This is a genomic window from Sorangium aterium (assembly GCF_028368935.1).
Taxonomy (GTDB): domain Bacteria; phylum Myxococcota_A; class Polyangia; order Polyangiales; family Polyangiaceae; genus Sorangium; species Sorangium atrum.
In genome coordinates, this window is sequence record NZ_JAQNDK010000004.1 from 406,983 (window position 1) to 426,074 (window position 19,092).

General features: G+C 73.0%; 20 protein-coding genes. 7 read left to right on the top strand and 13 right to left on the bottom strand.

The window, feature by feature from the left end:
* The first annotated feature begins 21 nt into the window (after nt 1–21).
* Entirely contained in the window at nt 22–1,722 is a 1,701-nt protein-coding gene (gene recN, locus POL72_RS32895) for a DNA repair protein RecN (protein WP_272100601.1), read from the top strand.
* Nucleotides 1,723–1,756: 34 nt separating this feature from the next.
* Here the strand turns inward: recN and POL72_RS32900 are convergent, their stop codons facing one another.
* The 3 genes from POL72_RS32900 to POL72_RS32910 form a co-directional block, all read right to left on the bottom strand.
* The gene (locus tag POL72_RS32900; protein ID WP_272100603.1) at nt 1,757–3,289 is read right to left on the bottom strand and encodes an FAD-dependent thymidylate synthase; all 1,533 of its coding nucleotides are present in this window, start codon (nt 3,287–3,289) and stop codon (nt 1,757–1,759) included.
* Nucleotides 3,290–3,536: 247 nt separating this feature from the next.
* On the bottom strand, nt 3,537–4,355 hold the full coding sequence (map, locus tag POL72_RS32905) for a type I methionyl aminopeptidase (protein WP_272100605.1): 819 nt from the start codon (nt 4,353–4,355) through the stop codon (nt 3,537–3,539).
* Nucleotides 4,352–4,945 (bottom strand): cobalamin ABC transporter substrate-binding protein, encoded by a 594-nt coding sequence (locus POL72_RS32910; RefSeq protein ID WP_272100607.1) that lies wholly within the window; start codon nt 4,943–4,945, stop codon nt 4,352–4,354. The genes map and POL72_RS32910 overlap by 4 nt, the downstream gene beginning before the upstream one ends.
* A gap of 303 nt (nt 4,946–5,248) precedes the next feature.
* Between POL72_RS32910 and POL72_RS32915 the strand changes: the two genes are divergently transcribed.
* On the top strand, nt 5,249–6,103 hold the full coding sequence (locus tag POL72_RS32915; protein ID WP_272100609.1) for a hypothetical protein: 855 nt from the start codon (nt 5,249–5,251) through the stop codon (nt 6,101–6,103).
* A 153-nt stretch (nt 6,104–6,256) separates the two neighbouring features.
* On the opposite strand, the gene POL72_RS32920 is transcribed toward POL72_RS32915, so the two are convergent.
* From POL72_RS32920 to POL72_RS32965, 10 genes are all read right to left on the bottom strand, one after another.
* The gene (locus POL72_RS32920) at nt 6,257–6,520 is read right to left on the bottom strand and encodes a NifU family protein (protein WP_272100611.1); all 264 of its coding nucleotides are present in this window, start codon (nt 6,518–6,520) and stop codon (nt 6,257–6,259) included.
* Nucleotides 6,521–6,656: 136 nt separating this feature from the next.
* Nucleotides 6,657–7,499 (bottom strand): hypothetical protein, encoded by an 843-nt coding sequence (locus POL72_RS32925; RefSeq protein ID WP_272100613.1) that lies wholly within the window; start codon nt 7,497–7,499, stop codon nt 6,657–6,659.
* Between the two features lie 98 nt (nt 7,500–7,597).
* Complete coding sequence (locus POL72_RS32930; RefSeq protein ID WP_272100615.1) at nt 7,598–8,941, bottom strand: OmpA family protein; 1,344 nt, start codon at nt 8,939–8,941, stop codon at nt 7,598–7,600.
* A complete protein-coding gene (locus POL72_RS32935) occupies nt 8,938–9,723 on the bottom strand; it encodes a hypothetical protein (RefSeq protein ID WP_272100617.1) in 786 nt (261 codons plus the stop codon). Before POL72_RS32935 ends, POL72_RS32930 begins: the two co-directional genes overlap by 4 nt.
* Nucleotides 9,724–9,829: 106 nt before the next feature.
* On the bottom strand, nt 9,830–10,312 hold the full coding sequence (locus POL72_RS32940) for a serine/threonine protein kinase (RefSeq protein ID WP_272100619.1): 483 nt from the start codon (nt 10,310–10,312) through the stop codon (nt 9,830–9,832).
* A gap of 14 nt (nt 10,313–10,326) precedes the next feature.
* Nucleotides 10,327–11,250, bottom strand: coding sequence for a DUF4349 domain-containing protein (locus POL72_RS32945; RefSeq protein WP_272100621.1), 924 nt, complete (start codon nt 11,248–11,250; stop codon nt 10,327–10,329).
* A gap of 84 nt (nt 11,251–11,334) precedes the next feature.
* Nucleotides 11,335–11,886 (bottom strand): CDP-alcohol phosphatidyltransferase family protein, encoded by a 552-nt coding sequence (locus tag POL72_RS32950; protein ID WP_272100623.1) that lies wholly within the window; start codon nt 11,884–11,886, stop codon nt 11,335–11,337.
* A gap of 157 nt (nt 11,887–12,043) precedes the next feature.
* Nucleotides 12,044–12,478, bottom strand: coding sequence for a universal stress protein (locus POL72_RS32955; protein WP_272100625.1), 435 nt, complete (start codon nt 12,476–12,478; stop codon nt 12,044–12,046).
* A 276-nt stretch (nt 12,479–12,754) separates the two neighbouring features.
* On the bottom strand, nt 12,755–13,219 hold the full coding sequence (locus POL72_RS32960) for a hypothetical protein (protein ID WP_272100627.1): 465 nt from the start codon (nt 13,217–13,219) through the stop codon (nt 12,755–12,757).
* Nucleotides 13,216–13,572 (bottom strand): DUF4398 domain-containing protein, encoded by a 357-nt coding sequence (locus POL72_RS32965; protein WP_272100629.1) that lies wholly within the window; start codon nt 13,570–13,572, stop codon nt 13,216–13,218. Before POL72_RS32965 ends, POL72_RS32960 begins: the two co-directional genes overlap by 4 nt.
* A 784-nt stretch (nt 13,573–14,356) precedes the next feature.
* On the opposite strand from POL72_RS32965, the gene POL72_RS32970 reads away from it, so the two are divergent.
* From POL72_RS32970 to POL72_RS32990, 5 genes are all read left to right on the top strand, one after another.
* Nucleotides 14,357–15,238: a hypothetical protein gene (locus tag POL72_RS32970; protein ID WP_272100631.1), complete on the top strand. Its 882-nt coding sequence runs from the start codon at nt 14,357–14,359 to the stop codon at nt 15,236–15,238.
* A gap of 149 nt (nt 15,239–15,387) precedes the next feature.
* Nucleotides 15,388–15,624 (top strand): hypothetical protein, encoded by a 237-nt coding sequence (locus POL72_RS32975; protein WP_272100633.1) that lies wholly within the window; start codon nt 15,388–15,390, stop codon nt 15,622–15,624.
* Nucleotides 15,621–15,938: a type II toxin-antitoxin system RelE/ParE family toxin gene (locus POL72_RS32980; protein ID WP_272100635.1), complete on the top strand. Its 318-nt coding sequence runs from the start codon at nt 15,621–15,623 to the stop codon at nt 15,936–15,938. Before POL72_RS32975 ends, POL72_RS32980 begins: the two co-directional genes overlap by 4 nt.
* 240 nt (nt 15,939–16,178) lie before the next feature.
* A complete protein-coding gene (locus POL72_RS32985; protein ID WP_272100637.1) occupies nt 16,179–17,984 on the top strand; it encodes a serine/threonine protein kinase in 1,806 nt (601 codons plus the stop codon).
* Between the two features lie 111 nt (nt 17,985–18,095).
* On the top strand, nt 18,096–19,088 hold the full coding sequence (locus POL72_RS32990; RefSeq protein WP_272100639.1) for a DUF362 domain-containing protein: 993 nt from the start codon (nt 18,096–18,098) through the stop codon (nt 19,086–19,088).
* The last annotated feature ends 4 nt before the right edge of the window (nt 19,089–19,092 follow it).

Consider the following 19,092-nt stretch of genomic DNA (forward strand, 5'->3'; position numbering starts at 1 on the left):
GCTTTCTATCCTCCCGCCGCTGTGCTGGTAGCGCTTCGGGTCAAGAACTTCATCCTGATGGACGCCCTCGAGCTCCGGCTCGAACCTGGGTTCAACGTGCTCACCGGCGAGACGGGCGCGGGCAAGTCCATCGTCGTGGGTGCGCTCTCGCTGGTCCTCGGCGGCCGCGCGAGCGCCGAGCAGGTCCGCCCCGGCGCGGACGAGGCCGAGATCGAGGCGCTCTTCGACGTGCGCGGCTCCGATCGCGCGATGGCGATGCTCGACGCCGCCGGCATCGCGAGCGAGGGCGAGCTCGTGGTCCGCCGCGTGGTCCAGGCGACCGGCCGCTCGCGCGCCTACCTGAACGGCCGCCTCTGCACCGCGGGCGAGCTCCAGGCGCTCGCCCCGGAGCTCGCCGACGTCGCCTCGCAGCACGAGAGCGTGGCGCTGACCGATCCGTCGACGCACCTCGGCTACCTCGATCGCTTCGGCCGCCTCGTGCCTGCGCGCAGCGAGCTCGCGGCGGACGTCAGCGCGCTCGAGGCGCTCACCGCCGAGCTCAGGGCCGCCCGCGAGCTCGAGCGCGGCCGCGGCGAGCGCGAGGCGTTCCTCTCCTTCCAGCTCCAGGCCATCGACGCGCTGTCGCCGCGCCCCGGCGAGCTCGCCGATCTCGCGGCCGAGCGCAACCGGCTCCGCCACGCGGGCCGCCTGCACGACATCACGCGGCGCGCAGCGTCCCGCCTCGATCAAGGGGACGACGCGATGTGCGACGAGCTCGCGCGCCTCGCCTCGGAGCTCCGAGCCGCGGCGGAGATCGATCCCGCGCTCGACGATGTCGCCCGCGCGGTCGACGGCTGCTGGACGGAGCTCAGCGAGGCGGCCCGCCAGATCGCCCGTTACGCCGAGCGCGCGGAGGCCGACCCGGATCGCCTCTCCGAGATTGAGGATCGCATGTACCGCCTCGAGGGCCTGCTCCGGCAGCACGGCCCCACGCTCGACGACGTGCTCGCCGCGCGGGCGCGCCTCGCCGCCGAGCTGGAGCGCCTCACGGGGGTCGAGAGCCACGTCGCGGACCTCGAGCGGCGGCGCGACGCCTTGCTCGCCGTCGCCGCCGAGCGCGCCCGCAAGCTCTCGGCGAAGCGGCGGAAGGCCGGCGAGAAGCTCGGCGCCGCGATCTCCGCGGAGCTCGCCGATCTCGGCATGGGCGGGGCGCGGGTCGTCGTGGACATCGAGCCGCACGGCGGCGGCGACCGCGCCGAGCTGGTCGTCGACGGCGCCCGCCTCGGCCAGGACGGCATCGACCGCGTCGAGTTCCTCATCTCGCCCAACAAGGGGATCGAGCCTCGCCCCCTGCGCCGCATCGCCTCGGGCGGCGAGCTCTCGCGCGCCCTGCTCGCCCTGAAGCGGGTGCTCGCCGAGTGCGGGCCCGCCGGGCTCTACGTCTTCGACGAGGTCGACAGCGGCGTCGGCGGCGCCGTCGCCGACAAGATCGGGCGCGCGATCGGCGACGTGGCGCGCCACCACCAGGTGCTCTGCATCACCCACCTCGCGCCCATCGCGGCGTTCGCCGGCGCTCACTTCGTCGTCGCCAAGGAGAACGCGGGCGGCATCGCCAAGAGCTCGGTCACGCGCGTCGACAAGAAGGACCGCATCGCCGAGGTGGCGCGGATGCTGTCGGGGGCGAAGGTCACCGGCGCGTCCATCCGGGCCGCGACGGAGCTGATCGAGGCGGCTCGCCTCTAGAGCGGCGTACCCAGGGAGGGTCGCGCGGCGCGGATCAGCTACGCGCGAGCGCGTAGTCGTTCAGATCGACGCGGATCAGGTCCTTGAGCCAGGGGTGCACCGTGATCGCGGTGCGGTAGAGCCCCTGGGCCATGCGCCGGTAGCTCGTGTGCCCCTGCTTCGCCGAGCGGAGCTCGATGACGTGGAAGAGCTCGCGCAGGTTCAGCGTCCAGAGGGTCCTCACGCGGAAGCCGAGCGGCACCGCGTACTGCGACTCGAGGGGGTAGCGCTCCTCCATCGCGCTCCACGCGTCGCGCGCGGCGAGCATCGCGTCCTGATACGCCTCGGCGTGGCCGAGCTCCGAGAGGGCCTGCGGCGTCTCGAAGCCGAGCCTGCAGGTGAGCCGCTGCGTCGCGGGCGTCAGCATCCGGTGGCGCTGCAGGTCGCGGTACGCGCCGTAGTCGAGCATCAGCTCGAAGGTCATGCTCGACGCCTCGAACGCGCGCGGCGGTGCGTCGTACGGGCCGCGCTTCTCGCACGCGGCCTTCGCGATCCCGATGAGCTCCGGCAATGTCGCGCGGCGGAGCGCGTCGCTCAGGTTGTAGGCGTGCACGCCCGGATCGCTGCCGTCGTACGCGAGCGCGAGCGCGACGCGCTCCAGCGCGTCCTTGTCGTAGCGCACCAGCCGGACGGGCTGGTTGATCACCATCGTCGCGCTCACGCCCTCCTCCGGCGGCGTGTAGACCCGCTTCATCGCCGCGGCGACCGTGGCCTGCAGCGTCTGCCGGAGCTCGTTCGGCGCGGCGTACTTCACGAGCGTCGGTGTCACGGCCAGCGCCGCCGTGTGCATCTCGCGGGCGACCCTGCGCACCTCCTCGAGCGGGTGCGACAGCATCTTCGTGAGCAGGATCTCGAGGGCCCTCGCGTTCGCGGTGAGGCCGATGTTCGTCCGCGTCCCCGCCGGCAGGAGGCCGCGCAGGAGATCGCACGCCTGCGCGCGCAGCGCGCCCTTGTAGGCCGCGTCCGACATCTTCTCGGGCTTCGGCGAGCGCGCGCCGAGCCGCTCGGTCACCCTGGGGACGAGGTCGAGGTAGGTCGCGAAGAGCCGCTCGCTGGACGCCTTGTATTTCGCGGCGTGCTCGGCGTCGAGCTCCGGCAGATCGATGAACGAGTGCTGATCGAAGACCACGTAGCGCGTGCTCTTCTCCGTGTACGAGCCGAGCCGCAGGTCCTCGATCACCTTGGAGGCGACGATGCTGACGTTCTCGATCGCGAGGTGCACGACGGCGTGCTCGGCGACCGACGCGTGGCCGTAGCCCACGACCCATTTCTCGTGGAAGCTCCGCGCCTTGTCCGACGCGAACGCGAGGCCCCGGCGCGGCCGGCCGTCGGCCTCCGGGGCGACGTCGAGCTCCTCGTCGCCGAGCAGGCGCGCCAGGTTGGTGCGCAGATCGTCCCGGCTGCGCGAGTAGTACGCGAACAGGACGGCGATGACTTCTTCCGGCAGACCCGACAGCGAGAAGACGTCGGCCGTCGGGCTCGACACATACGGCGCGATGCGGGCACGCGACGCTTCGTCCAAGGCCATGCCCCTGCTTCTACTCCCAATCGCCGGCCGGACGGTCGACAAAACTCGGTCCTGATCGACAGATCCGGCCCACGTCAGCTCACCGCCGCGTCGGCCCTCGTGGCCGGGGCTGGCCGGCGCGCGTGGTCCGGGCGCGGCGCGCAATTGACGTCGAGCGCGTCGAGCGCGTCGAGCGCGTCGAGCGCGTCGAGCGCGTCGAGCGCGTCGAGCGCGTCGAGCGCGTCGAGCGCGTCGAGCGCGCTCTGCGTCAGAGCGCTCGCGCCGCGGAGACGGCGAACGGATCGGCGAAGATCTCGCTGTTCGCGAGCGGCCGGCTGCGACGGGTCAGCACCTCGCAGCCGTTCCTCGTCACGACGATGGTGTGCTCGAACTGCGCCGACAGCGAGCGATCGGCCGTCAGCGCGGTCCACTTGTCTTCCTGGATCTCGACCTCGTAGGTGCCGAGGTTGATCATCGGCTCGATCGTGAAGCACATGCCGGCGCGGAGGCGGGCGCCGCTGCCGTACTTGCCCACGTGCGAGACCTGCGGCGCCTCGTGGAAGCGCCGCCCGATGCCGTGCCCGACGAAGGCCCGCACCACCGAGCAGCCCTCGCCCTCGGCGAATTCCTGGATGGCGGCCCCGATGTCGCCGAGGCGCGCCCCGTCCCGGACCTGGGCGATGCCGAGCTGCAGGCTGCGCCGGGACACCTCGGTCACGTGCTTCGCCTCGGCCGACGGCTTGCCGATGTAGAAGGTCGCGGACGTGTCGCCGTAAAAGCCGTTGTAGATCGTGGTGACGTCCACGTTGATGATGTCCCCCGGAACGAGGACGCGGTCGCACGGGATGCCGTGGCAGACCACCTCGTTGATCGAGGTGCAGACGCTCTTCGGGAACCCGTGGTAGTTGAGCGGCGCGGGGTAGCCGCCGCGGCGGATCGTGTCCTCGTGGACGAAGGTGTTGATGTCCTCGGTGGTGATGCCGGCGCGGATCATTTCGCCGACGCCGAGGAGCGTCTCCGCAGCCATCTGTGAGGCTGTGCGGAGGGCGTCGACTTCCTTGACCGTCTTGATGCTCACGTTGCTCACGGCGCAGACAGCTCCCCGAGGACGACGGCCTCCTTGACGGCCGCGGCGACCTCCGCTGTATCAGGTGAAAGGTGCCAGTGGATCTCCGGCTCGCCAGCCTCGCCGGCGAAGCGCCGGATGAAGGCGATGAAGGTGAGCCCGCGGAGCCGCGCGTCGATCGCCTTCGCGACGCCGAACGCGCGGCTCTGCGGCCGGATGTGGAGCTCGAACGTCCGGTCCGGCGCCCGGGGTGTGGCCAGCGGAGGGTAGCCGACCTGGATCCCGAGGTGGTAGGTGCTCTGCTCGCCGATCGAGTCGACGGTCACCGTGTTGACGCGGACCCGCGCGACAACGTCTGCCGTCTGCGCCCTCTCGCGGAGGAACGGGTCCGATCTGGGCGAGGGGCCGTCCAGCGAGAAGCCCACGGCGGCAGGCTCGATGTTGTCGTCGAAGACCTCGCGCGCGCGCCCCTCCCATGCGGGCAGGCCGGCCTCTGGATCGACGGACGCCGCGGGGCGCTCGTGATCGGCGACGCAGCCGCCGGCGGGGCCAAGGGCCGCCAGCGCGGCGAGCGCAAGGCGCAAAGGTGCAGCACCGGCGGCAGGGATCATCCTTGGGGCCAGAGCTCGTAGCACGTCGGCCGTTCCCTGTCAGGACCCGGCACACACCGGCGACATGCGCTGCCGAGCCTGTTTTGCCCTCGTCGCGATCCGATTCGCGATCCGCCTTGCGCTCGCTCTCCATCGATCCGGCCGAGCGATCGTCCAACGGCGGTCGACCCCGCCCGGTGCGGAGAACCTATTCTCCTGTCCTACCGCAGGTGCTAGCGTTCTCCGGCTTGCCGGGCTGGGTTTCCTGGCTTTTGCGATTGCACAGAGCGCAGGGACAGGGCCTGCGCCGGCTGGAGGAGGAACATGAAAGCGAAGAGGCTCCTGGGAGCGGCGCTGGCTCTGGGGCTGGGCCTTGCGGCGATCACGAGTGCGACCGTGGCGGCTGCCCAGCAGAAGCCGGGGAAGAGCGGGGCGCCTGCCGCGGCTCCTGCCAAGCCGGCCGATACGCCGGTGACGAAGAAGACGATCGCGCTGACGCCCCCGGGCATCGCCTGGGGGATGACCACCAAGCAGGTGGCGGCGGTCATCGACAAGATGCTCGATGAGGCGTACGTGCCGCGTTACAAGGCGATCTCGCCCGGCGTGAAGATGCGGGCGCTCGACGCGGAGCTCGCCGAGGAGAAGAGCGCGTTCCGCCGCAGCCGCATCGACTTCGGCAGTTTGCCGACCGGCATCGACGGGACGCCGCTCAAGGGCGAGTACACCTACCTCAACAAGGAATCGATGATGACGCTGACCCGCGACAGCGGGAAGCGGTACTTCTTCTTCATCCAGGACAAGCTCTGGAAGATCATCGACGAGCACCCGCTGGGCGAGAAGGCCGCCCGCGGGAAGGACTATGCGTCCGCCGTGGTCAAGCTCGCGACGGCGTTCGGGGTGCCTGGCCGCGTGACGCCGCCTGCTCCGGACAAGGGCCGCTACGTCAACGAGGTCGACTGGAAGGACGCCGCCACGCACTTCCGCGCGATCGAGCGGAGCGACTCCGAGATCGCGTTCGCCTACGAGGACCTGGTGACGCTTGGCAGCCTCGAGTCGCTTCGCCCCAACAAGCCGGCCGACACGAACGCCATCGACCCGGCCGTCGCCTCCGCCGTCCGCAAGGAAGAGCCCCCTCCCGGCCCGCCCCCCTCCGCCGACAAGCCCGGCAAAAAGAAGTAGCTCTTCTTACCGCTCCGTCCCGGCAGCCCAGCTGAGGCGGTCACCCGCACAGGAGACGGGCCCAGATCGGCGTTTTCGGCGCGCAAGCGCACTCCCAGTGCGCTGAGCACCGAAAACGTCGAGATGGGCCCGTCTCCGCAGCGGGTGCCCGCCTCAAGCGAGGGAGGCGCCGTCGGGAACGCGCATTCCGTTCGTCACGACGACCCGTGCGGACGGCGCGACCGCGAGCACCGCTGGCTCGATCACCGCGCGCGCGGTGAGCATGGCCCCGGGGCAGCCCGAGCATGCGCCGGCCAGGTGGAGCGTCAGGTGATCGGGCTCGACGGCCACGATGTAGAGCTCACCGCCGTCGGCTCGGACGAGCGGCGCGATCACCTCGCGGCAAACCTTGAGAAGCTGATCGATGGAAGCCGGCATGGGGGTGAGCTCGGCAGCGCGAGCCAGTCGCCACAGCCTAGCACGGTAGCGCTCGATAAGGAGATCTCCCCCAGGCCCGCCGCCGACCGTCACGGCACCCGAGCCGCAGGCCGGGGGGCCGCCCCGGAGCTCGCGCTCAGAGCGTCGAGACGAGCGCGGCGACGCCGGCGTCGGCGGCGAGCTCCGGGGCGCGCTGCGCCGCAGCGCCGAAGGTGCGGCCGGCGATCTCCACCGTACCGCTCCAGGGGCCCGAGGCGGTCTTCGCCGGCAGGTCCAGCTTCTCGAGCGCCTCGGTGTTGACGTCGGGCGTCACCGGTCCGCCGTACGCCTTCGCGCCCTTCCACGCGAAGACGTAGAGCAGCGGCGTCGACTTCAACCCGTCGCGCTTGGCGAGCTCGGCGATGTCGCGCTTGGCCGCCTCCTGCAGCCGGTACGCGTAGGCGCGGAACGACCAGCCCGTGACGAAGAGGCCCTGGAGCTCGCCGCCGCTCCGCGTGACCGGGTGCACGGCGACCCACTGGAGATCGGGGCCGTTCCTGACCCCGCGCATCTCCTGCATCTCCCCGAACGCCTCGACGACGCCGCTGCCCGGCGCCAGCACCTTCCTGAGCTCGGGGAACGAGGCCAGGACGGACCTGTTCGCGAGCATGTCCGGATCGGCCTCGCTGCGCAGCACCGTGCCGCTCGGATCGGCGAAAGAGAAGAAGGTGCTCTTGGCGAACTCGAGCTCCTTCACCGAGGCGCGCGCTCCCGCGATCGCCTTCTGGAGCCCGAGCAGGTTCGCGCCCGGGTCGGTGTCCACCAGCGCCGCGAGCTTCTGCGAGCCCGCGGGGAGGCCGGTCCGCACCTGGCCGACGTCCTCCGCGACCAGCGGCGCGAGCTTGGCGCAGAGCTCCGCGGCGTGCTTCTGGGACGTCTTGCCGTCCTCCTGACACGCGCTCGCGCTACCGAGCGCGGCGGCCAGCGCACAGGCGAGCACGGCAGGCTTGCTTTCGCTTCGGGCGAAGGTGGAAGAGCGCATCATCGAGAACGACTCTCCGAGGCGAGCGGAGTTCCGGCGGCCGGGACCATCGCGCCTCACAGGGTTTCCGGGGTTACAAAGATGATCTCGACCCGGGCGTTGCGGGCGCGCTCGCTGCCCCCCGGATCGACGACCGGGGACGCGGATCCCGCGAGGAACGGCGCGATGGACGGGCTCGCGGGCGCCCCCGCGGCGGCCGTTCCTCGCGCCGGGCCCAGGGCGCGGACGACGGCATCGGCCCGCGCCGACCATGCAGGCTCTTCCCTGGCGCTGAGCTCCCGGTCCGTGTGCACGACGACGGCCACGGGAAAGGAGGGGTGCGCCGTGGCGACCAGCGCAAGGTCGTGGAGGCGCGCCTCGCCGGCCTTCGTGAGGGCGTTGCCGGCGAACAGCCCGCGAAGCGTGACAACGATGCCGCGATCGTCGCGGACGGGCGACCAGGTGCCTGCGGCCGACAGCTCTGCGAGGAGCGCATCACCGGCGCCAGGCGCGCGGGTCACCGGCGTGGCGGCGCGGCGCGCGGCCGTCAGCGCGGCGAGGCAGCCCGCCCGGGCGCGGGAAGCCTGGTCGATCGGCGCCGGGATGGCGCGGGTGGAGCCGCTCGCCTCCGCGAGCTCCGCGTCGAGCTTCTTGATCGCGGCGGTCGCTCCCTCGAGCTGCGCCGCGAGCTCGGCGCTGCCGGGCTGGGCGCCAGCGGGGCTCGCGGTCGCGGGCTGGGCTCCGGCGGGGCTCGCCGCAGCGGGCTGCGCGCCTGCAGGGGTCGCGGCAGCGGGCTGGGCGCCAGCGGGGCTCGCGGCAGCGGGCTGGGCGCCAGCGGGGCCGGCGCTTGCGGGCTGCGCGCTGTCCGGCGGCGCCGGCGCGATCAGGAGGCGCGCCGCGCCGCACAGCAGGCGGGCCTGGAGCGCGAGCGAGCGCGCTGCGGCGAGGCGCGCCTTCTCGCGATCCGCGTCGGCCTTGCCCGACGGGACCACGGGTTGCGCGTCGCGGGCGACCTTGGTCCGCATGTCGAGCGCGTCGACCTCGGCCGCGACGCGCGACTGCTCGGCCTCGAGGCCCGCGAGCGACGCCTCGCCGGCGGAGCGCTGCGCCTTCGCCTCGGTCTCGGCCGCCTCGGCCCGAGCCACCCGCGAGAGCGCTTGCGCGTGCGCATGCGCCGCGATGGCCTGCTCGCCCAGGATCTGCGCCCCGGATCGATCCTCGCTCTCGAGCGCGGCGAGCGCGTCGCCGCGGAGCTTCTCCGCCCGCGCGAACGCGCCCGGCGCGTACCGCTTCGACTCGGCGGCGACCGCCCCCGCGCGGACATGATCGAGCTCATCGAGCACCGCTGGCCGCGGGATCGGCGCGCACGCGCCGAGGAGCATCCCCGCGATGGCGACCCCTGCGAGGCGACGCGCGCTCAAGGCCTGCCCTCCTGGCCCGCGGGAGCCGTCGCCTTGGCGGCGCCGCCCTTGGGCCCGGCGCCTGGCGCCGCGGCGGCGGCCCGCTCGGCCCCCCGCGTCGCCGGCCTCGCCTCCTTGGGCGTCGCGCCTCTCTTGCCGGCCTCGATCCGCTGCGCTTCGACGTCCGCCGCCGTCCTTGTCGCCTCGCGCGCCTCGGCCTCGATCCGATCGAGCTCCGCCGCGGCGCGGCCTCGCCGCGCCTGCGTCTCTTCGAGCAGCGCGCGCGCCCGCTCGAGCTTCGTCTCGACCTCGCGCGCGCGCTTCGCGGCCTCCACGGCCGTCGCCTCCGCCGCAGCGGCGCGCAGCAGCGTCCTCGCCGTCTCCGCCCACTCGAGGGCCACCGCGTCGAGCTGCCGCGCGTGCGCCGCGTCGCCCGCCGCGCGCGCGCCCTGGGCGCGCTGGAGCGCGCGCTTCGCCTGCGCCACCGGCTCGGCCACGACCCTCGCGGCGCTCGGCGAAGGCCCGCTCGCTGCGATCGGCTCGACGGGCGGCGTCCCGACGGCGGCCTTCTCGCCGTCGACGGCCTTCTCGCCGGCGACGGCTGCGGGCGGGGGCGCGACGCGGCCCTCGATCTCGCGGAGGATCTGCGCCGCCTTGGCGCCGTCGCCGGGGGGCGGCGCGGGCACGGCGGCGAGCGGCTTCTCTCCTCCGCCGTGCGCCAGGGCGTCGGCGCTGCCGAGCGTGGCCGCGAGGGCGAGGAGCAGCGCCTGGCTCGACCGGCGCTGCCGCGCGTCACAGGGCATGGGGCGGGAACGCACGTCCGCCAGGTAGCAAACAGGGCTTCCGCGAGCAAGCGCAGCGGCGCCGCGGCTGCAGGGACGCGCGCGTGGCCGACGCGGGCAGCTCGCGTCACTCCGGAAGGAAGTTGCGGATGGCCCAGTCGATCTGCTGCTGATGCCGCTCGACCAGCGCCTTCGCGCCGCCCGCCTCGTGGAGGAAGACGCGATCGTCGTTGACGAAGACGGTGAGGTAATAAAGGTGCGCTTCCTTCCCCTCGTCGTGCCCGAAGCGCAGCTGGACGCCCGGCTGGCCGTTCCGGGCCTTCACGTCGGTCTTGCCGAGCAGCGCGTAGCCGCCGCCCTCGCGCAGCCGCTTCTCGATCACGCGGGACCAGAAGGCGAGGTCGCCCTTCGGATCGTTCTCGAACGCGCGGATCCCGATCACCAGCCCTTCGGCGGTGGTCGCGCGGTACTCGTCGTCGCCGTAGCGATCGCCGAGGTCGACGAACCCCGGCGGGGTCGCCGGGACGAAGGGCCGGCCGCAGCCGATCGGCGCCGCCGCTCCGGCGAGCGAGGCGAGGAGGACGAAGGCGTGGCGAAGGGAGTGGTTCATCGGAGGCGCCCGGTTCACAGGTTGAGGAGCCGCGAGAGGCCGAGCTCGTTGAGCCAGTCGATGGGGAGCCGCGGTCCCGACGGGGCGAGGGTCTCCGTCGAGCGCGGCTGGAAGGTCACGGTGAGGGTCGAGAAGGCGACCCGATCGCGCAGGAACTTGAGCCGCCCCTCGAGGCGCTCGAGCTCGCTGGACACGCGCGCGAGCTCGCGCTCCAGCTGGATCGACTCCTCGACCTTGGCGGCCTTCTCGAGGAGCTTCTCCAGGCGATCGCGCACGGCACGCGCGTTCCGGATGCGGATGCCGAGATCGAGGAACTCCTCGGTCACGTCCTCGGCGACCACGTTGCGCTGGAGGATGTCGCCGAGCCCCTCCAGGCGCTTCAGCGCCTCGTCGAACCGGGCGGCGGGGATGCGGATCGTGATCGTCCGATCGTCGCGGCGGGCGAGGAAGCCGCCGAGATCCCGCGCGAGCGCTTCGACCTTGCCGAGCGACGCGCCCACCTCGAACACCGCCATCGCGATGTCCGCCGTGTAGACGAGGAGGGGCGCGCGCGCCGCGCTCACCTCGCCGGCGGCCTGGGGCGCGCCCTGCGGTGCGGCGCCGGACGAGGTCGGCGCCGGCTGCGGCGTAGCGGCGGTCGGCGCCGGCCTCGCCGCCGGGGGCTGAGCGCCGCCGCCGGGCGCCGGCGGCGGCGCAGCCTTGGCGAAATCCCCCGCCGCCGACACCTCGGCGTCGTACGACTCCTCGCGCACCGACCCCGAGCGCGTCGACGCGCCGGTCGTCTGCATGACGCCAGGAGGCATCCCTGCCACCGGGGCCGGCGCCGCTCCGTACGACGGCGAGCTGGAGGCGTCGCGCGCCGCCGAAGGGGCGGAGCTGCAGGCGGTGGGGCCGGCGAGCGAGGCAAGGAGAGCCCAGACGGGCAGCGTTCTTCGCATGGTTCCTCGGAGCATGGAGCCGGTGGCAGGCGCTCAACGCGCCGCTTCGGCCGACCTTACACCAGGAGCGCCTCCGGGCGGCGCCTACGCCGCCCCGGGCACGCGGCGGAGCTGGCGCGCCCAGTACGAGACGCCCGCGGCCGCGCCCGCGATCGCCGACGCGGCGAGCATCGCGGTCAGCGCCGAGGGGAGCGCGATCGCGGCGAAGACCGCCGCGAACTGCACCGCCGTGGCGAGCTTGCCAGGGATGTTGGCGCTCGCCGTCGACAGGCGCGCGCCCTGGAAGCGGCGGCTCACCGCGATCCAGAGCGCGAGCGGCAGCTCGAGGAGCTCGCGGGCGAGCAGCGCCGGGATGCCCCAGAGGGGGAGCGCGCCGCTCTCGAGGAGCGTGCCCACCACCGCGAGCGCGAACACCTTGTCCGCGATCGGGTCGACGATCGCCCCGGTGGGCGTCACCTGACCGGAGCGGCGGGCCAGCCAGCCGTCGAGCACGTCCGTCAGGCCTGCGCAGCAGAGGACGGTGAGGGCGAGCGCAGGCTGCGTGGCCACGATCGGGAACAGCGCCGCCAGCGGCAGCCGGGCCAAGCTCAGGAGGTTCGGCGGAAGCGCGAGATCGCGCGGAGACAGGGGCGACATGCGAGGAACTCCACGCGCCGCATGCGACGCAGAAGCCGGGACCCTGACCCGCGTCGAGCGCGGTCGAGCCCGCCTTAACCCAGTCGAGCGCGGCCCTGCCCGCCGCGCCCCGGCCGGCAGCCGCGCCGGTCCGCTTACCGCGAGGCGCCGCCGAGGATCAGCTGGCCACGCGCACCGTGAGCACGGGGATGTTGCTCTTCCGGATCACCTGCTCGGCGACGCTCCCGAGGAAGAGGTGCGTGATCCCCCGCCGGCCGTGCGTGCCCATGACGATCATCGCCGCCCCCTGCTCCTCGGCGGCGGCGAGGATCTCTGTCGCAGGGTCGCCCTCGCGCAGCGCCGTCGAGAGCCCCCCCGTCTGCGCCGAGAGCTGCTGGACCGCGCGCGACGCGGCGGCGCTCACCTCGGCGTGGAACCCGGGCATCAGCGCCGGCTCGAGCCCGGGGTACGTGTAGACCGGGAGCTGATAGACGTGCAGCAGCACGACCTGGTGCCCGAGCCTCGCGCCCAGATCCCTCGCGAGCTCGATGGCCTTCATCGAGGCCGCCTCGAAGTCGACGGGCACCAGTATCACGTTCGCGCCTTCCTTCATCGCGCTCTCCTCGCACGCGGGACGGGTGTCCCATCGAACTTCGACCGTCGCTGACCTCCCGGACGCTTTCGCCGCTGGCGGAGGCGCGTCGCGCGCATCTTGGATCCAAAAATTGGCCACTCCCAGGAGAAATCGTTCCGCCGAGGCCGCGCTGACGCCCTGGGCGGTATGCAGCGCGCTGGGGCGCCGGGGCCGATCCGCCCGGATTCCGGCGGCAAATCGGGTGTCACGCGGGCGCGCCGCGGCGAGCACGGCAGCGCAGGAGCGCGGCCGCGATCACCTGGCGGACTGCTGGGGCCGCATGCGCGCGCGATCGAGCGCGCTGTCGAGATCGACGTCGTCGGCAGGGGCGGGCGCCGCGGGTGCAGGCTCGCCGCCGGCGCGCGCGCGCTGGTGCTCCGCGGCGCGCTGGCTCTGCCGCGCGCGCTCGAGGGCGCTCTGGTTCGCGCGCACGAGCGAGGACAGCAGCGAGCACTGCGCCCTCCGCCGCGCCACGTAGGCGGCGTCGCGCGCGGAGGGCGAGCGCGGGTTCCTCCGCTCCTCGCGCTCGGCGATCGCGAGCGCCTGCTCGGCCTGCTTCAGCTCGGCGATCGCGAGCGGGGAGAGCGGGTTGTCCCGCGCCTGCACGACGGCGGCGCGCGCCGTGACGAGCTCGGGAGGCGGCCCGGCCGCGCTCCGAGCGCAGCCGGCGAGCGAGAGCGCCAGCGCGAGCGGGACCGCGGCGCGCGCGCGGCCCGTCACTCGGCCCGCCCCGCGAGCGTGCTCGCCTCGTCCAGCGTGCGGCCCGCGGCGTCGCGGAGCCCCGCCTCCCTCACCATGAGCGTCGAGAGCTCCGCGTCGACCTCGGCCCTCCGCAGCAGCCAGCGGGCTCCTTCCTTGTCGCCCACCGACAGCCGCCGCCTCGCCTGGGCGAGCTCGCTCTTCGCCAGGGCGAGGTGCATCGCCGAGCGCCGGTCCGCGCCCGCGCCCTCCCGCTCCGCCGCGCGGATCGCCGAGAGCGCGTGGGAGAGCTCGGGCGGCGCCGCCGGCGATCGAATGACGGCACATCCGGCGAGCTCCAGGGCGGCGAGCACGAGCGCGGCTTTGGCGAACATTTGCGTGGATTCCCGATCTCACAGCGCCAGGTGGCACCGTTGTGCACCGTGGCGCATCTCGGGCGCCTTTGTGCATCGACCAGGCCAGCGCGCTCCCCTGCGCGCGAGCTTCTCGCTCCAGCGGGGGCGTTCCGCTGCGTGGCCCGAATGCATGCCGCGGCCCTCGTGCCGTTTCCGGCGCTCGCGCAAAGGATTGCGTGATCCCGCATCGCCTTACGGCGCCTCCGACGGCACGCGCCCCTCGCGCCGCGCGATACCCCGATCGCGTGCAACAGCGCTTGCGGCAAGTTGTCAGGAGAGTGAACTCCCGGCCTCGACCATCCCACCGATCCGATGACCGAGGGAAGCCTCCAGGGACAGGCAGCCGGCGGCCAGGGACACAGAGATCGCCACCAGGGACATGGGCAAGAGCCGGGCGCGGGCCGAGGTGCTCCTGCAAGGGACAGGGAGGCTGCGTATCAGGGACGTGCGGTGAAGCGTCAGGGACCCACATGCGTGCCGCGAGGGACAGGGGGCGACGCGCCAGGGACACCCCGGCGCATCGTCCTCTGTCCCTGGAGCCGTTCTGTCCAGGCACGCCACGTGTATCCCTGTGGCCGTGTCGCGAAGCTCCCGAGCCTCGCGCGCTTCGATAAGGGCCCTGCGCCTCTCGGGGCGCACGAGCTCGGGAGTGACGCGTCGAGGTCCTTGTGAAGGGGAGCCCGGTTCACGGCTCTCCGGAATGGATGCCCGGGATTGCCGCTCCGGACAGGGGGTCCGGCGCCGCAACCCAGGGGAGGTCGAGATGGCGAAGAAGAAGAGCGATATCGAGCAGTGGTCGGACGTCGTCCAGCAGATGAGCGCCGGCAATCTCCCGGCGATCACGGTGCCCTTGCACGTGCTCCTCGGGGAGGCGGTCGACGTGGCGAAGTTCTGCGACAAGTACTGGAAGACACAGGTCGATGCCCAGAAGCGGGTGACCCGCCTGGGCCTCGAGTCGGCGGTCCCGAAGGACGGCAAGAAGGGGGACGCCGCGCGCCTCGGGCCGAGGACGGCAGAAGAGATCCTCTCGCTGCAGCGCGCCACGCAGGAGGCGCAGACGCGGTATCTCCTGACCGTCGAGAAGAACAAGAGCCCTCGCGAGCGCGGGAAGTTCTTGCTGGGGGAGATCTCGGCGACGCTGACCTTCTATTTCGACGACGGCGTGGACGACGCAAAGGACGAGATGCTGGCCCGCATCGAGGCGGCGCACGCGGAGGATCCCGACACGGCCGACGCCCTGGCGAGCGCGCTGGACGACTACGCGCTGCTCGGGGAGAAGCACCGCGACGCGCTCGACGGGCTCGGCGGCTTCGAGTCGGCTCACCTCGACGAGGCGCGCGCCGTGGCGGCCGAGCTGCGGAGCCGGCCGGCGCAGGCGGAGGCGATCTCCAGGCAGGCACAGGAGGCGCTGCTGCTGCGCAACAAGCTGGCGACGCTGCTGGTCGAGCGCATGGGCCTCGTGCGGAACGCGGCGCGCTTCGTGTTCCGTGGCCAGCCGGAGATCGTGCGCGATGTGACGAGCGCGTACGAGCGCCGCAAGCGCGCAGCGGCCCGGCGGGCCAAGGCGACGGCGGCACCCTCGCCCGCAGCACCCGCGCCGGCGACGCCTTCGCCAGCGGCGCCAGCGATGCCCCTGGAGGGCTGAGCGGCAGGCGAGGGGGCTCGCCTCGCCGCGGCAAGCGATCCAGAGCGCGATCGCAGCCCGAGACACAGGCGTCGAGCGACGGTGCCCCAGGGAAGCCCAGCGCTTCCGCTGAGCTTCCCTGGGCGGACCCCGGATGGTACGCTGCGGTCATGAGCGCGCTGCGAGCCAAAGTGCACGGCGGCCGGCTGATCCTCGACGAGCCGACGAGCTTTGCCGAGGGGACCGTGATCGAGCTCGTGGTGGCCGACAACGACGACCTGGACGGAGAAGAGCGGGCTCGTCTCGACGAGGCGCTCGAGGTGTCGCTGGCGAGCGCGCGCGAAGGCACGATCGACGCGGACGAGTTTCTGGCGGAGATCGCGCGCCTCGAGCCGGCGCGCGGATGAAGCGAGCCCGCATCCGGCTCACCAAAGAGGCCGTCCGCCAGGCGAGGGAAGCGGCCGCATGGTGGATCGAGAACCGACCTGCCGCTCCTTCCCTGTTCCGCGAGGAGCTCGCGGCCCTGCTCAGCCTGCTCAGGACAGCGCCCGAGGCCGGAGCACCGCACGCGCACCGGCGGATCAAAGGCGTTCGCCGCGCTCCACTCCCGACATCGCGTTACCTGGTCTACTACGTCGTTGACCGCGAGAGCGGAGAGGTCCTTGTGCTGGCCGTCTGGAGCGCCCTGCGCGGGCGGCCGCCGCAGCTCTCGCTGGAGTGAGCGGCAGCCGGGTGGACTCGTGCACGTAGGCGCGACGCTCGTCGTCCGTTTTCTCCTGGAGCCGTAGCGCCGGAATAGCCACGGTGGCGCAACTCCGCGTCGACGCGACGCTCCGAGCGAGAGGACGTGAGCCCCCCGGCGTCTCTGCCAGCCTCCGCGAATAAATGCCCCGCGCCGGCCGTCTTCCGTCCGCCGGCTTCTTTCTCAGCGCTCGCTGCTTCCGCTACTCTGGCAATCGCTGTGCCGCCCGTCGACCCCAACCTCCGCACCACGATCGTCCACGCGTTCGCCGTCACGGTGGCGGATCCGTCCAGCCTGGTGCGCACCACGTCGCGCGGCGGGACCGACGACCCCGCGAGGAGCAGCAGCCGCGGCCCGTCGATCCTCCCCGAGGTCGGCCAGATCGTCGGCGGGCTCTACCGCCTCGGGCGCCTCCTTGGGCAGGGCATGTTCGGCAAGGTCTACGTCGCCCAGCGGATCGACGTCCCCGAGCACCAGGTCGCCCTCAAGCTCATGCCCCGCTCGCTGTACGCGATGCGGAACGTCGAGCGAGAGCTCGTCATGCTCGCGACCGTCGGGCACCCGCACGTCGTCCAGCTGAAGGACCACGGCATGAACGCCGACTACGTGTGGCTCACCATGCCGGTCTACGAGGGCGAGACCCTCGCCCAGCGGCTCGAGCGCAGCCCCCTCGGCCTGCGCGAGGCGCACGACATCTTCCTCGCCGTCGCGCGCGGGCTCGAGGCGCTCCACGCCGCCGGGCTCCGGCACCAGGACGTCAAGCCCGACAACATCTTCCTCGCCAGGTTCGCAGGCCGCGTCCACCCCATCCTGCTCGACCTGGGCGTGGCCGCGGAGCGGGAGGCCTCCTTCTGCGCCGGCACCGCGCTCTACGCCTCGCCCGAGCAGCTCCGGGCGCTGAACGGCTTCCCCGGCGCCGTGCCGCTCTCGGAGAAGATGGACACCTACGGGCTCGCCACGACCCTGCTCTACTCGCTCGTGAACCCCAGGGACTTCCCGGGCGAGTCCGCGCAGAGCCGCACCGAGCTCGCCGAGGCGCACGACGTCCGCGCCGACAAGCCGCTCGCCGACAACGCGCTGCCAGACCTCACCGGGCGCCCGCGCGAGATGTTCCAGGCCGCGCTCAGGCGATGGCTCGCGATCGATCCGAACGAGCGGCCGTCGATGACCCAGCTCGCCGAGGAGCTCGACGTGCTGCTCGAGCCGGAGCGCGAGGCGGAGCGCGACGCGGAGCGGCTGCGGATCAAGCAGAAGACGTCCTACCTGCGCGCGCGGATCGCGGCCGGCGCGATGACCCTCGTGGGCTGCGCGGTCGTGCTGCTCGGCTTCTCGAAGCGCGAGACGCTGCGGCTCGCGAACGAGCTCGAGCAGGCCCGCCAGCGGGGCGCCGAGTCGTTCGACAAGCTCGATACCTGCGTCGCCAGCCACCAGATCGCCCAGTCCGAGGCGATCGCGTGCCGCGGCGCCCGCGAGCAGGATCGCGCGGATTTCAACGCGACGCTGGCCACCCTCCAGAAGAGCGGCTCCACGTCGGAGGCGGAGCACGCCCGCGAGATCCAGGCGCTGCACGCGACCCAGGCGGCGCGCCTCAAGACGTGCGAGGACAGCGCGGCGGCCGCGCAGAAGGCGGCCATGGCCGAACACGAGCGGCTCGCCGAGGTCGAGAAGGCGCGCGCCGCCGTCACCGCCGAGCGCGACGAGGCCAGGGCGCTCGCCGACCAGCGCTCGGCGGACCTCGCCAACGCGGCGCAGCTGCGGGCCGCGTGCGACGCGGAGCGCGCCAGCTGTTTTGCGGAGCGCGATCGCCTGAAGGCCGACCCGTACGAGCCGGACGAGCCCGCCACCCCGCCGCCTGCGCACGCGCCGCCTGCGCACGCGCCGCCCGCCGCGAGCGGCGCGCCGCCGCAGGCGCCGCAAGCGCCGCAGCCGGCGAACACGGGCGCTTCCCCCGCCGCAGGCGCTCCGGCGCCGGCGGCCCCAGCAACCCCGGCGGCCCCAGCGACGTCCACCGCGGCTCCTCCTTGAGCGCCGTCGCTGGAAGCGCCCGGAGGCGGCGCACGTCGCTGCCGCCAGGCCACCTCTGCTTGTGGCGATCGCCCGGGGAGGCTATCCGTAGGTCCAGGGAAGGCGAGGGCCATGGGTGACATTTCTCGACGTGAAATGCTGCGTCGGTTGAGCGCGGCGGGCCTCGTCCTCGGGGGCGCGGGCGGGCTCGCGGCGGTCCGGTGGGACCGCGGCGGCAGCGCCGCCGCCGCCGCCGAGCGCCAGCAGACGCGGGACTACCGGCTCCGCGACGCTCCTGCCGACCTGCCGCAGCTCGTCGTCGCCCGCGCCGGCGCCGAGGCGCTCGCCGGGGGCGCCCCGGACCCGGCCGCCTTGGTCCGGAAGGCGGTCGACGCCCTCGGCGGGATGCGGCGCTTCATCTCGCGCGGGGACATCGTGGTCGTGAAGCCGAACATCGGCTGGGATCGCACGCCGATCCACGCGGCCAACACGAACCCCAAGGTCGTGGCCGAGGTGGTGCGCCTCGCCTACGACGCCGGCGCCAAGACCGTCATCGTGACGGACGCCTCGTGCAACGAGCCGAACCGCTGCTTCCAGCGCTCCGGCATCTGGAAGGCCGCCTACGACGTCGGCGCGGAGGTCGTCATCCCCGCGGCGCACCGCTTCCGCGGCATGCGCCTGAAGGGCGAGGTGCTCGACGACTGGCCCGTCTACACGCCGCTCGTCAACGCGGACAAGGTCATCAACGTCCCGATCGCGAAGCACCACAACCTGTCCAGGTACACCGCGGCGATGAAGAACTGGTACGGGGCGCTCGGCGGCCGGCGCAACCGCCTCCACCAGAACATCGACGTGTCGATCGCCGATCTCGCGACGTTCATCCAGCCGACGCTCACCATCGTGGACGCCGTCCGCGTCCTCATGCGCAACGGGCCGCAGGGCGGGAACGTCGCCGACGCGAAGGACATGCACACCGTGATCGCGACGACCGACCAGGTCGCCGCCGACGCGTACGGCTGCCAGCTCATCGGCCGCAAGCCGGAGGAGATCCCGTACCTGAAGATGGGCCACGAGCGGGGCCTGGGCACGATGCACTGGCAGAACCTGCGGCTCGCTGAGGTGTAGTACT

Excerpts from the sequence above, each read along its gene's own strand:
- POL72_RS32945 (WP_272100621.1), bottom strand. The coding sequence starts at position 11,250 with ATGCGAAGAACGCTGCCCGTCTGGGCTCTCCTTGCCTCGCTCGCCGGC.
- POL72_RS32940 (WP_272100619.1), bottom strand. The coding sequence starts at position 10,312 with ATGAACCACTCCCTTCGCCACGCCTTCGTCCTCCTCGCCTCGCTCGCC.
- POL72_RS32955 (WP_272100625.1), bottom strand. The coding sequence starts at position 12,478 with ATGAAGGAAGGCGCGAACGTGATACTGGTGCCCGTCGACTTCGAGGCG.
- POL72_RS32950 (WP_272100623.1), bottom strand. The coding sequence starts at position 11,886 with ATGTCGCCCCTGTCTCCGCGCGATCTCGCGCTTCCGCCGAACCTCCTG.
- POL72_RS32965 (WP_272100629.1), bottom strand. The coding sequence starts at position 13,572 with ATGTTCGCCAAAGCCGCGCTCGTGCTCGCCGCCCTGGAGCTCGCCGGA.
- POL72_RS32980 (WP_272100635.1), top strand. The coding sequence starts at position 15,621 with ATGAAGCGAGCCCGCATCCGGCTCACCAAAGAGGCCGTCCGCCAGGCG.
- POL72_RS32975 (WP_272100633.1), top strand. The coding sequence starts at position 15,388 with ATGAGCGCGCTGCGAGCCAAAGTGCACGGCGGCCGGCTGATCCTCGAC.
- POL72_RS32915 (WP_272100609.1), top strand. The coding sequence starts at position 5,249 with ATGAAAGCGAAGAGGCTCCTGGGAGCGGCGCTGGCTCTGGGGCTGGGC.
- POL72_RS32935 (WP_272100617.1), bottom strand. The coding sequence starts at position 9,723 with ATGCCCTGTGACGCGCGGCAGCGCCGGTCGAGCCAGGCGCTGCTCCTC.
- POL72_RS32910 (WP_272100607.1), bottom strand. The coding sequence starts at position 4,945 with ATGATCCCTGCCGCCGGTGCTGCACCTTTGCGCCTTGCGCTCGCCGCG.
- POL72_RS32920 (WP_272100611.1), bottom strand. The coding sequence starts at position 6,520 with ATGCCGGCTTCCATCGATCAGCTTCTCAAGGTTTGCCGCGAGGTGATC.
- POL72_RS32970 (WP_272100631.1), top strand. The coding sequence starts at position 14,357 with ATGGCGAAGAAGAAGAGCGATATCGAGCAGTGGTCGGACGTCGTCCAG.
- POL72_RS32900 (WP_272100603.1), bottom strand. The coding sequence starts at position 3,289 with ATGGCCTTGGACGAAGCGTCGCGTGCCCGCATCGCGCCGTATGTGTCG.
- POL72_RS32990 (WP_272100639.1), top strand. The coding sequence starts at position 18,096 with ATGGGTGACATTTCTCGACGTGAAATGCTGCGTCGGTTGAGCGCGGCG.